Origin of the sequence: Flexithrix dorotheae DSM 6795 (assembly GCF_000379765.1) — a bacterium.
Taxonomy (GTDB): Bacteria; Bacteroidota; Bacteroidia; order Cytophagales; family Flammeovirgaceae; genus Flexithrix; species Flexithrix dorotheae.
On record NZ_KB903443.1, the window covers coordinates 379,340 to 392,070 of the forward strand.

Annotated in this window: 9 protein-coding genes; 1 reads left to right on the top strand and 8 read right to left on the bottom strand. The window is 36.3% G+C overall.

The genetic code is table 11. The annotated features are described in order from the left end of the window. Positions 1-85 precede the first annotated feature (85 nt). From A3EM_RS0117085 to trkA, 8 genes are all read right to left on the bottom strand, one after another. The gene (locus A3EM_RS0117085; RefSeq protein ID WP_044238664.1) at positions 86-2,527 is read right to left on the bottom strand and encodes a leucine-rich repeat domain-containing protein; all 2,442 of its coding nucleotides are present in this window, start codon (positions 2,525-2,527) and stop codon (positions 86-88) included. Between the two features lie 446 nt (positions 2,528-2,973). Continuing rightward, entirely contained in the window at positions 2,974-3,795 is an 822-nt protein-coding gene (locus A3EM_RS0117090; protein ID WP_020529453.1) for a hypothetical protein, read from the bottom strand. Between the two features lie 366 nt (positions 3,796-4,161). Beyond that, a complete protein-coding gene (locus A3EM_RS0117095; protein WP_085948281.1) occupies positions 4,162-4,713 on the bottom strand; it encodes a hypothetical protein in 552 nt (183 codons plus the stop codon). A gap of 38 nt (positions 4,714-4,751) precedes the next feature. Next, a complete protein-coding gene (locus A3EM_RS45925) occupies positions 4,752-5,381 on the bottom strand; it encodes a hypothetical protein (protein WP_020529455.1) in 630 nt (209 codons plus the stop codon). 329 nt (positions 5,382-5,710) lie between these two features. Beyond that, positions 5,711-7,225, bottom strand: a complete 1,515-nt coding sequence (locus A3EM_RS0117105; protein ID WP_020529456.1) for an MBOAT family O-acyltransferase — start codon at positions 7,223-7,225, stop codon at positions 5,711-5,713. 151 nt (positions 7,226-7,376) lie between these two features. Next, entirely contained in the window at positions 7,377-8,261 is an 885-nt protein-coding gene (locus A3EM_RS0117110) for a UbiA family prenyltransferase (protein ID WP_026210363.1), read from the bottom strand. Positions 8,262-8,302: 41 nt separating this feature from the next. After that, positions 8,303-9,757: a TrkH family potassium uptake protein gene (locus A3EM_RS0117115; RefSeq protein WP_020529458.1), complete on the bottom strand. Its 1,455-nt coding sequence runs from the start codon at positions 9,755-9,757 to the stop codon at positions 8,303-8,305. 39 nt (positions 9,758-9,796) lie between these two features. Beyond that, the gene (gene trkA / locus A3EM_RS0117120; RefSeq protein ID WP_020529459.1) at positions 9,797-11,137 is read right to left on the bottom strand and encodes a Trk system potassium transporter TrkA; all 1,341 of its coding nucleotides are present in this window, start codon (positions 11,135-11,137) and stop codon (positions 9,797-9,799) included. A gap of 341 nt (positions 11,138-11,478) precedes the next feature. Between trkA and A3EM_RS0117125 the strand changes: the two genes are divergently transcribed. Further along, positions 11,479-12,690 carry an acyl-CoA dehydrogenase family protein gene (locus tag A3EM_RS0117125; RefSeq protein WP_020529460.1) on the top strand — a complete coding sequence of 404 codons (1,212 nt, stop codon included), beginning with the start codon at positions 11,479-11,481 and terminating at the stop codon, positions 12,688-12,690. Positions 12,691-12,731: the final 41 nt, after the last annotated feature.

Here is a 12,731-nt window from a genome sequence, read left to right on the forward strand (position 1 = left end):
GCCAAATTTATTTTTATTCCCTATCCCAAATTCAAAGCCACCTAACCTCAAATTCGCCCTAAGAATCTACATCAGAACCAACCCACTAGTAATAAATTACTTCCAGGCCAGGCTTATTTTTCTTTAATTTTTCCACCTTTCCAGATGACAACTTAGTATTATAACATTCCAGTCTCTTTAAAGAAGGGAGGTCTTCAAGTGGTTTCAGGTTTTTAATTTGTGTGGCAGAACACTTAACTTCCTCCAGAGAAATCAAACCTTCAAGCGGATCTAACTTTTTGACAGGAGTATTTTCAAAGTTTAGATATTTTAAGTTAACCAAACCACTTATAGGATCCAGTTCATATATGGGATTTTTAGAACACTGTAAAATTTCAAGACTTTTTAATTCACTTATTGGAGAAAGATCACTGATAGAAGTATTGGTAAATTGTAATTCCTTCAAAGCAAATAAATCTTTTACCGGGTTTAAATTAATAATCCTGCTATTTGAAGGGATAATTAATTTTGACAGACCTACCACCTTGTGGAGTTGTTCCCTGGTGGGTTTATCCGAAACAGTAACCTGTTCTTTAAAGATTTTCTTCCACTCATTTTCCAATCCTCTCCACCAGCTTTCCAAAGCCTCTGTTTGGTATATTACCACCACGCCCGGATGAGATTTTGCAAATTCCTGAGCCTCTTTTTTGGAAACACTGGTCTTGTCTGCATAAATTAATTTCAGGTTTTTAAGACTGCTTATTGGACCAAGAGAGGCAATTTGGGAATTATCACACTTTAATTCTTCCAAACTATTAAGGTTACCAAAAGGAAGTGTGGTTACGGCTGTTCCTGTGATATCCAGTTTCTTTAAATTGCTCAGATTTTTGATAGGATCAAGACCTGTACCTACAATTTTGGTTTGAGCTACATTTAATTCCCGCAAATCCAGCAAATCTTTCAAGGGTGATAAATCACTCACCTGGGTATTCGAACAATTTAATTTCTTAAGGTTGATTAACTCGGCAAGTGGAGTGATATAAGTAACAGAAGCATTTCCCGAAATATCCAATTCGCTTAAATTGGCAATTGTCTGTAATTGTTCTTTAGAAGGATCAGGGCTTATTTCTACAAAAAGAGAAAAAATCTCCTGCCACTCAGGGGACATCGTTAACCACCAATTCTTCAGTCTTTCTGATTCATAAATAACCAAAGTGGCAGGTTTAGCAGCCATGAATCTATTCGCCTCCTCTCTTGTAATTAAAGTATGATCGCAATAGACCCTTTCCAGATTGGGCAGCCCTTTTAAAGGATTGAGCGTATTGATTTGGGTATTATCACAAAAAAGGGTATTCAGGCTTTTTATATTACTAAGTGGCGATAAATCGGTAATCTTAGTATTTTCTATATCCAGCCTTTTCAGGTTTTGTAACCCATTAATCGGGCTTAAATCGCTTATTTGCGAATAAGAACAATTTAATATTTCAAGGCTCTGCAAATTGGCCACTGCATACAAATCAGAAATTGGAGTATCATAAATCCTTAAATCTTTCAGGTTTGGCAGGGCAGAAATAGGAACCAGATTATTTATGGGTGAAGTAAAACAATACAACTTTTCCAGCTTGGCAAAATTCCTAAGTGGAGTAATATCTGTAATCAAAGTATTGTTACAATGAATTTCCCTGATATTTATAGAATATTTCAAAGGTTCCAGATTATTCACCATGGTATGAGAACAATTAAGCACTTCTAATTTTGTAAGGCTGCTTAGTGGCCCCAAGTCGTTAATCTTGGTGTTCGAAATATTTAATTTCTTCAGGTTGGTCAATTTACTAATTGGAGAAAGATCTGTCACAAATTCATTTTTGGATAAATCCAACTCATTTTTTTCCACAATCCTTTTTATTTGGGAAAATGAAAGTGTATCATCAATTACAGTTATTGCCCTTTTGAAAGTCATTTGCCAATCATAATCCAGGCCTGCCCACCAGGTAGTCAGTTCTTCCTCCAGACTCAGCCTTGTGGTGTAAATACTAGCAATTTTTAAATCCTTATTTACCCTGTCCAGGTTAATTTCAATATACCTGACCTTATTGGCATTTACCGTATCAGAATCAATGGTAATTCCCTGTAAATTCCTATTGGTAGTCACTTTGAAGTAAAGCTGACCATTATCATTAATAAAATGCTCTATTGACTCGATATTAAATTCAAACTTTACCTCATTGAAAAAGAAATCTATATCCTTTAAATAGGCCTGAACATCCTTGTTTGACACCACATCACGGTTTTCATCAAGATCGTCTTCTATTTGCACTTTATCATCACGAAATAACTTTATATAACTCTGGTTGATGATAATATCTTTTTCCTCGGCAGTGGCATCTGCCATTCCAAGGGTATTCATTGTAAATTCAAGAAATGCTACTAAATCCTCGGATTGCTGTTTGTATCCTGCCAGTTCTTCTGGTGGTATATCTGCAGTCTGGCCATTTACTAAACCGGAAGTGAAAAGGGAAAGAAAAATCAGTATAACACTATTTTTCATAAAATTAAACCTAGAAATATGCATAGCTTCAGTAAGAGGTTATTTGCAATTAAGTTTAAAAAAGTTTGCTAAATAATATAATATCTGGCTCATTGCCAGAGAATTAAATCTTTATCTAAATATTTTGGCTCTCATTCAATTTGTTTCAATGCTGGAATAATCTCCTAAAGATAACACCAGAATGCTTAAAGAAATACTTTTCGGAAATTAAGGTCCAAATTAAACGAAATCAAATCAGACTTGCGAATCTACCTATATTGTGCCAAAACTTTTTAAAAATGACATGATTGCCTGTAGAATTTAGGACAAAAACAATTTTCTGTTCAAAAAATATTTGAAGTGCAAAAAGACAAAATCTTGTCCTTTTCGCAAAAAAGATCAAGATTTCGCATATAGTGGGAGCAATTTAATTGTAATGTCTCAGATATATTTTGGAGATGGGGAAATTATTTTCTTCTTAGTACATAATCTTTAAACTCTTTCTTTTGGGCATTAGGAACCTGAGTTAAACTTGAAATCAACCACCCTGTATTATAACCTGATCTGTTAAATTCAGCGATTTCAAAATACCAGTCATCTACCTGGAAAAAGTGGAATTTTACATTATTAACGGTTTTAAATTTAAGATTTCCGTTTTTTATTTCATATAATAAAAGAGTGAGATGATCTGGCTGAAATTCCTTTTCGGTATAATCTTCCACTTTTCTTTCATCTTCAAAAGCCTTTCTTAAATTCATAAAATCAAGTTCATGGCTCATTGGATGAAGGAATCGCTTGTCCTCCTCTGAACTAGTAGAAAATTTCTTTGCAAATTCTTCAAAATAAGCATTGTAAAGCACCCATTTAGAGCCCATTCTTTCTTTTTCCAGTTTCAGAAATAGCACTATGGTCTTTTCAGCTCCCTTATACAAAAATTTTGTTTTGACTTCTGCATACCAGTCATCACCATGAAAATCTAAAAAAATGGGATTGGATGAATTATTTACCTGACTTAAAAACAAGGATTTAAGGTCGGGAGTAATACTTGTATTTTGAGCATCAAAAAGGATATTCAGGTATTTTTCCCTGTCTTTCAGGTTATGGTACCGGGAATCATTAGGATTATATTTTACTCCGTTTTTGTCCTCTTCATTATTAAACCTCCTAAAAAATTGATTTACCTGTTTGGTTTCGGCATATAAAGCCGATTCATCACCAAGGTAATTCATAATTTGTGCCTGGGAAACAAATGGTAAAAATAGCAGGAGAAAAAATATTTGGTTTTTCATAGATCTTCAAATTTTTCATCAGTAACGAACAAATAACTGGTACGTTGTAGTAAGAAAAGAGTTATCAATAGCTGTGAGGATAAATATCAATAAAATACAATTAAATAAAAGTATAATCAGATGAATGGATATAAATCCTTTCCAGATATTGAAACCAAGTGGTAGAAGTGTTACATTGAAATTAAAATAATTTGAGAATCAAAAAACAGCATAACTGTATATTCAAAAACCAATCGTAAATATTTATAAATCAATTATTTATAAATAATTTCAAGAATAAATTAGACTTATTTAATACACCTTAAAAAAGTACCTTTCCACAGTAAGCAGAAAGGTCACTTTCCTTATAAGTTGCATTTAGATCTATCACTGAGTAGTTTCACTTACACGAATATCTCCCAGCAACACATCCCAGAAACCAATTAACCGGCCTCCAATCTGGGTTTGTTTTCTTTCTACATATACGGTAATATCTTTCTTGGTTGTATCCTGATATTTCATACCGTCTTCAGTAATTCCCTGAAACCTTTGGTAAATGGTAATTACTCCCACATATCGACCATCAGGCTGTCTTTCTAAATCACTGATATACTGAATATTAAACCAGTCAATTTTCACCTTATCATAATTCAGAGCCATTAATCTCCTGAAATAAGTCCTCACACCGTAATACTTCACTTCATTGCTGGCAAGTGAAGAAACACCCATCTGGCTTCCTTCAGAAAAAAGCTCCATAGCTCTTTCGATTACCCTGTTTGCTTCAGAAAAAGGCGTTTCTTTATCCCCGATAATACTGATATATTTACTCAAATCCCGTACTTTTTCAAGGGCAAGAGAATCAATTGCAGCCTTTCTGTCAGGTGCCAGTTCAGGCTCAGAAGATTGGGCAAATAAACCACTTACTGCAAAAATTGTCATAAATGCAGCTAAACATATATTTTTAATATTGGCCATTTTTATTTCAGTTTTGTAAGTTCTAATTCTTTAATTTTTCCATTATCATCAAATACTATATTTTCTATAGCATCAGCAGGTTTTTTCTGATCTTTTAAGTATTCAAGATACTTCTGAATGGTAGTAGGCCGATCATAATCCGGCTGGTCACCGGCTTTGCTAATGATGATTAACACAGGTGCATCTGGCGAAGTAAACATATCCAAAGCCTGATTGATATTAGCATCCGCAGCCCCCTGACTTGGCGCATTTGAAATCTGGCCAAAGAAATTTCTCAATCGGTTTTCAGGAGCATTGGCTCTTGCCAGTTCTGCTTCCCTTCTTTTTCTTTCTTCTTCAAGTCTTAAAGCCTCAGCTTTTTGAGCAGCAATTTTTTCCTCTACCTGGGCAATCAGGCTTAATACCTCCGGATCGGTAAGATTTAATGCTTTAATTGCAGCCAGTTCTTTTTCTTTTTGCTCAATAGATTTTTCAGTATCGTTTAACAACGCTCTTAAATCGGCCTTTGCTTTGGCAATAACTTCTGCCTGAGGATCTACCACAGTGGCCGCAGGTTGTTTTTTACAACTGATTATCCCCAAATTGGCAATTGCTAAAAAGGCGAATAGTATGAATTTTCCTGAGTTTTTCATTCTGATAATTTTAAAAAAATAATGAATTTGTTTTAAGGTTTAAGATTATTAAAAATCTTACTGACTTTGGATAAAATTGAATTGACTAAATGCACAACATAAAAAAATCTCGTTCCGAAAAGGTTAAAAAATTGTCCCTCATGCTTTAATTTCAGCTAATTTAGAGAAAAAAAATTCCTATTTGAAAATTAAATAATAGTTCTTTTTTCAGAACCAGATATAATATTTTTTGAAATTTAAACAGCGTAATTGTACAGTAATTAAAAATTTCAAACACCAGGTCCTTTTAATATGGAATTTGATTTCCCAAAATCCGTGCAAATGTATAGTTAAAACTGGAAATAAATGAAAGGCTGGAGTTCTGAGGATTTCACCTGAAACAACACCAAAATGATCACTACAATAATAGTCGCTTTGGCATAATCCGGAATTCTATTAAAAGTGATTGATGCATAATTTTTCCAGCTTCCGGGCAACCAGTGCATAATAAACCCAAATAAAATGACACCATAAACATTTTTATAGGAAAAAACCATTTCACCAATCAACTCAGGATGAAAACTTGTAGCTATCTGACTGATCACTGTGTTTGCTGCTGCAAATGTATCTGCTCTGAAATATATCCAGCAAAAGGCTACAAAATGACAAGTGATAAACCCTGCAATTAGTCTTGAAATAAAAGATTCATTTTTACCTGGCTTAAATATTTCCATCCACATTTTGTGAAAGGCCAAAGCGATTCCATGCAAAGCCCCCCATACGATAAACCTCAAATGAGCTCCGTGCCAAAGCCCTCCTAATAGCATAGTAATCAATAGGTTAACATAGGTTCGAACTTGCCCTTTCCTATTTCCGCCAAGGGAAATATATAAATAATCCCTCAACCAGGTAGACAAAGAAATGTGCCATCTTCGCCAAAAGTCAGTGATATTGGTGGCCTTATATGGACTATTGAAATTCAGTGGCAACCGAAACCCCAGCAACAAAGCCACCCCGATGGCTATATCAGTATATCCGGAAAAATCACAATAAATCTGTATGGAATAACCATAAACCGCCATCAGGTTTTCAAAGCCTGAAAAGCTATCGGGATTGGCAAAAACCCTGTCCACATAATTTACAGATACATAATCTGAAACGAATATTTTCTTTACCAGTCCATTCAGGATTAAAAACACAGCCCTTCCAAACTCGTCTTTAGAGAGTTTATATTCTTTATAAATTTGGGGAACAAAATCGGAAGCTCTTACGATTGGCCCGGCCACTAGCTGTGGAAAAAAACTGACGTAAAAGGCAAAATCCACCAGGCTTTTTACAGGCTCTAATTTTTTTCTGTAAATATCTACCGAATAACTGATAGTCTGGAAAGTGTAGAAAGAAATCCCCACTGGGAGGAAAATTTTCCCAACATCCATCCCCAGTTTTAAAATGCTGTTCAGGGTTAATGCCAGGTAATTGGTGGTTTGTAAGTCCGTATCGAAAAGGTTGTTGAAATTATCTGTAAAGAAGTAAGTGTATTTAAAATACCCTAAAAGACTCAGGTTCACAATTACACTTAGTGTAACCAATATTTTCCTTTTCTTAGGATTTTCGGATTTGAAAAGGGCATTTCCTATATAATAATCTACCAGGGTAGAAAATAATAACAGGGTAAAATAATAGCCACTTGATAAATAATAGAAATAAAGGCTAAATAATGTAAGTAGCGTTATTCGGACATTTCTGTAGGGATAAATTAATTGGTACACTAGCATGAGCACTCCAAAAAATCCCCAAAAAATAGCCTGGGTAAATAACAGTGGCCTGTTTTCAGTATAAATAAAATAATCTAAAATTCCTTCCACTCAGGTCGTACAGGTAAAAAATAAAGTTTAAAAAATAATTCCTGATTGAATTACGCTAAGTGCCTGTTTAAATTTTGTTTTTTATGGCGAAAAATGTCAGCTTGGGAAATCCAGTTCCCTGGATTGCACATTGCAACCAAAAGGTTAAACTTTAAACAGTCACTAAATGTCTGGCCAAAATTGTGGAAAAAAAGAATAAGTTGAAACAAGTTGCAGAAATAAAATTCAGCCTCATGGTAGATTTAAAGTCTGCTTTCTTTGGGTTCTTATACACCTGCCAAAACCAATAGAGGAAATAAATCAGTACTGGAAAAAGGCCTGCAAAGAGTCCAATGGCATAAATTTCCTCAAACCAATTCACATAGAAAAAGGCAAATCCTCCCATAGCCAATGAAAAGAATACCATGGTAAAAATAAAAGTGCCCCTTATCCCCAGCATTCGACTAATGGTTAAATCCCCTCTTTTTCCATCTTCTTCATGCTGGTAAACCTGAGTCATGGGATAAGAACCCATTAGCATAGCCGTGCTGAGCAGGGCTGGCCACACCACCCCTTCATTTTGGAATATTTCCACCAGGCTTTCCTCTGTAAACATTTGATAAACAGAAAGAAAAATAAAACTTCCCTGAAAAATAGAAACTACCACCCAACTGACTACAGGAAACTTTTTCAACCTGATTTTATCATGACTATAGGCTTTGGAAACAAGCCCATAAATAAATAAAGCCAATGCAAATTGCCAACCTCCTGCAAGTGCAATCAAAATGGCCAATAAGTCAAATAACAGGGCGGTATAATAGAGTTCCTTGTCCACAGGAGGTGGTTTTTCCAGGCCCCCAATGCTTCCCTCATCTTTATCGAAATAAGAATTGTAGCCATTGCTCGCTGGGTATAAAAACAGATGAATTGCCAAAAAGGAAATGATTAAATCCCAAAAATTAAGTTCGGGGATTACACTTAAGGAAAAAAAGTAGACAGGAAACAAGAAATACGAAAAGGGGATTCGAAGGTGAAGCCAGGTGGACTTTTTGATCATAGAAGTTATAAAATTTTTCTGAAATGTCCGGGGTTTATGCTTTATACTTTCTTCCAAAAAAATGGGGTGAACAACATCAAAACAGTAAATAATTCCAATCTGCCCAACAACATTAAGAAGGCTAAAATCCATTTACTAACCATCGGGATATCGGCAAAGTTCGAAACAGGGCCAACGGTTCCCAAACCTGGGCCAATATTTCCTAAACTCGTAGCCACCGCACCGATTGAACTTTCAAAATCCATCCCTGTGGCAGCAATCACAAACGTGCCGATAGCAAATATGCTTAAATAGATAAATATAAAAGCCAGCACATGGTAAGTAATATTTTGCGCCACAGCCTTTCCATTAAACCGTACCGGAAGAATAGCAGAAGGATGAAGTTGTCTTTTGAGTTCGAGCAAACTGTTTTTGAGTAAAATCACATGCCTCACGATTTTCACCCCTCCAGAGGTAGAACCTGCCGAGCCTCCAATAAACATTAAAATCAGGATCATAAAAATGAGGAAGGGACTCCACTGTAGGTAATCTGCTGAGGCGTAACCAGTGGTTGTGATTACAGAAACCACCTGGAACAAAGCCTCTCTAATCACCTCTTCTGTTCCCTTATCGGTAGTAAAATAAAGTGTAATCGCAGCTAATGCCGAGAAAACTAGGGTGATCACTCCATAATACCTGAATTCTTCATTTTTCCAGATATTTCTAAGCTTTCCTTTAAACAAAAAGTAGTTTAAAGTAAAACTGGTTCCTGCCATAAACATGAAAAAAATCAACACATATTGGATGTAAGGAGAAAATTCTGCTGCGCTGGAATTTTTAGTAGAAAAGCCTCCAGTTGCCATGGTGGTAAGGCTATGGTTTATGGCATCATAAAAAGACATTCCTCCTAACATAAGCAGGACGGTTTCTAATATGGTAAGGGAGACATATACATACCACAATCGTTTAGCTGTAGCCTGAATTCTGGGTTTTAATTTATCCGGACTGATTCCCGGAGCCTCTGCTACAAAAAGCTGCATGCCACCAATCCCTAAAAGAGGCAAAATAGCCACAGTAAGCACAATAATTCCCATCCCACCTATCCATTGGGTAAGGCTCCTCCAAAATAAAATTCCTTTAGGAACAGACTCGATATCTGTTAAAATTGATGCACCTGTAGTAGAAAACCCGGAAATAGTTTCGAAAAAAGCATCAGTATAATTGGGAATGGCTCCGCTGAAAAGAAAAGGCAAAGCCCCAAATGCCGACATCACCACCCATCCAAGGGTAACAATTAGGTATCCATCCTTTTTCTTTAATTCTTTCTCTTTCGAATCTTTGTAGCGGAACCAGGTGGTAAAACCCACTGCATAGGTCAGTAAACCAGAAACCAATAAAGCTTTCCAGTCCCCTTCATTAAAATAAATGGAAAATGGAAGGCAAAGGATCATAAAAAGGCCATTGATAATGAGTAGCAACCCTACAATGCTGACAATTATTTTAAAATTAAATCTCATTAAAATCTACTCTTTTCGCTTAGCCCTGATTTTAAAATTTTATTTAAAGAATCCTTCTACTTTATGAATACATTCTGGCCTGGAAAGCACAACTACCCTGTCGTTTTCTTTAAAACAAAAGTCACCCATAGTGATGAACCCTTTGCCATCTCTTATCACTCCTCCTACAATAGCTGTTTTGGGAAACTGAAGATCTTTCAGTGGCTTTTTAGTAATTTTCGAATCCTTACCAACCACAAATTCCAGTATTTCAGCATCCACCCCGTGAATACTGGTAATAGCGATTACCTGCCCTTCCCTGATATACCGAAATATGAAACTTGCTGCAATAAGTTTCTTGTTGATCATAGTATCTACCCCGATATTCTGAGAAAGGTGGATATAATCCATATTTTCCACCAGCGCTATGGTTTTCGGAACACCGTGATTTTTAGCCACCAAACTGGAAATAATATTTGTTTCAGAATTTCCGGTAAGGGCAATAAAAGCATCCATATTTTCAATTCCCTCTTCTTCCAGCAGCTCTACTTCTCTTCCATCACCACTAATGACCATGGTTTTATCAAGCGTATCAGCCAGCTCAAAACTCTTTTCCTTCGATTTCTCAATCAACTTCACATTGTATTTTTCGCTTAAGCCTTTGGCTGTGTGAAAGCCGACTTTACTACCACCCAAAATCATTATATTCTTAATCTTGGATCGCTTTTTCCCTGTTAGTTTCAACACCCTTTCTATTCCATCCGGCAGGGCAATATAATACACGTGATCATTCACCATAAACCGGGTATCCCCTCTTGGAATTATGGTTTCCTGATTCCTGAGTATGGCAACAGTTATAAAATTAAATCCGGGATTGAGGTGAGCTGTTTCTTCCAGGGTTTTATTGTGCAATAAATCACCATCATCAATACTAATACCTATTAGCGATAGTTTTCCCCTTTCAAAATCGAAAATATCGGTTATGGCAGACTCCTGTAAAAGTCTTTTAATCTCTTTGGATGCCAGTGCCTCAGGTGAAATAATTTCATCCACCCCAAGGTATTGCATGTCCCATTTCTGATTATCAATTAAAAACTCTGTATTACTTACCCTGGCAATGGTTTTTTTGGCTCCCATCCGCTTGCCAATTAAAGCTGTAAGCAAATTGTTTTCCTCAAATGAGGTTACGCTAATCAACAAATCGGCTTCTTTCACATTGGCAGCAGTAAGCACAGAATGAGAAGTAGATTTTCCTCTCACAGTTACCACATCAAGATGATCTGAGGCATATTGTAATTTATCTTTATTGGTATCGATAAGAACGATATCGTGCTCTTCGTTGGCGAGTAATCTGGTGAGGTGGAAACCAACGTCTCCTGCCCCTGCAATAATTATTTTCATCTGTTTAAAATTTGTGATTCAGTCCATGATATGCCACAAATGTTTTTCATATTTATTTGATGATAATCCTGAATAATTCAGTCATGGACTGTTTCATCGATTTTTAATCCGAATGAAAGGCGTGTAACTGACTCAATAGTGATTTTTGCATGGCAAAGTAAACTAACAATGTTGAATATAGGGCTTTTTTAACAAGAAATTTTAAAATCCGTGGGTGGGAAAAGGTCTGGTATAATCCAATAGGATAAAAAGTAAATCATACCCTAAGCTTTATACACTACTTTTAAGTTAATTTTTTTTCTTAATTTCAGAAATAGATAAATTTTTAATCCCTCTTTCCAATGACAACCTTATTCCAAACTGAAAAAATTCAATCCATTCTTCCTAAAATTCAGGCATTTGTAAAGGAAGAAATTATTCCGCTTGAAAGTGGGATACTTTCTAAATCATTCCAGGAATCTGAACCTGTATTAAATAGCCTGAGAGAAAAAGTAAAATCAGCCGGGTTGTGGAATCCACATCTTCCCGAGAGCCTGGGAGGACTTGGTTTAAGCCTGGTAGAGTTTGCCCAAATTAGTGAAGTGTTGGCCACCACTCCTTTGGGTCACTATGTATTCAATTGTCAGGCCCCTGATATTGGCAATATGGAGGTTCTGCTTCATCATGGATCAGCATATCTAAAAGAGCAATTTTTAACACCTTTGATCAATGGGGAAATCAGAAGTTGTTTTTCTATGACTGAGCCGGAATTTGCCGGTTCTAACCCGGTACTTATGGCGACACAAGCCATAAAAGAAAGTGGAAATTATACCATTAACGGACATAAATGGTTCACCACAGCTGCAGACGGTGCTTCCTTTGCCATTGTGATGGCTGTAACCAATGCGAATGAACCGAATCCATACAAAAGGGCAAGCTTAATCATTGTCCCTACGGGAACAACTGGCTTCAACTTAATCAGAAATATTTCCATAATGGGAGAAGAGGGAAGCGGTTATTTAAGTCATGCTGAAATCCAATATGAAGATTGCAAAGTACCTTTGGAAAATCTGATTGGAGAAGAAGGACATGGATTTGCTTTGGCACAGGAAAGATTGGGCCCTGGAAGAATTCACCATTGCATGCGGTGGATAGGGATATGTGAAAGAGCCTTTGAAATGATGTGTAAGCGCGCAGTGGAAAGGGAACTTTCTCCCGGAGTTAAACTTGGTGAAAAACAATCCATTCAAAACTGGATTGCGGAAAGCAGGGCTGAAATAAATGCTGCCAGACTGATGGTTTTACATACAGCCCTTGAAATGGAAAAATCTGGCGCCAAAGCTGTGAGAAATGAAATTTCCACTATCAAGTTTTATGTAGCCGATATATTACAGAAAGTACTGGACAGGTCCATTCAAACCCATGGCGCATTGGGACTTACCGATGATTTAGTGCTTTCTTTTTGGTACCGACATGAAAGAGGGGCCAGAATTTACGATGGACCGGATGAAGTGCATAAATCTGTATTGGCGAGAAACATATTAAAAGCTTTCGGGCTACAAATTAAGCGGTAATAATTGGCGGTCTTTTGTTTTGGATTTCAAAAAGATCTCAT

Excerpts from the sequence above, each read along its gene's own strand:
- A3EM_RS0117090 (WP_020529453.1), bottom strand. The coding sequence starts at position 3,795 with ATGAAAAACCAAATATTTTTTCTCCTGCTATTTTTACCATTTGTTTCC.
- A3EM_RS0117085 (WP_044238664.1), bottom strand. The coding sequence starts at position 2,527 with ATGAAAAATAGTGTTATACTGATTTTTCTTTCCCTTTTCACTTCCGGT.
- trkA (WP_020529459.1), bottom strand. The coding sequence starts at position 11,137 with ATGAAAATAATTATTGCAGGGGCAGGAGACGTTGGTTTCCACCTCACC.
- A3EM_RS0117125 (WP_020529460.1), top strand. The coding sequence starts at position 11,479 with ATGACAACCTTATTCCAAACTGAAAAAATTCAATCCATTCTTCCTAAA.
- A3EM_RS45925 (WP_020529455.1), bottom strand. The coding sequence starts at position 5,381 with ATGAAAAACTCAGGAAAATTCATACTATTCGCCTTTTTAGCAATTGCC.
- A3EM_RS0117095 (WP_085948281.1), bottom strand. The coding sequence starts at position 4,713 with ATGACAATTTTTGCAGTAAGTGGTTTATTTGCCCAATCTTCTGAGCCT.
- A3EM_RS0117110 (WP_026210363.1), bottom strand. The coding sequence starts at position 8,261 with ATGATCAAAAAGTCCACCTGGCTTCACCTTCGAATCCCCTTTTCGTAT.
- A3EM_RS0117115 (WP_020529458.1), bottom strand. The coding sequence starts at position 9,757 with ATGAGATTTAATTTTAAAATAATTGTCAGCATTGTAGGGTTGCTACTC.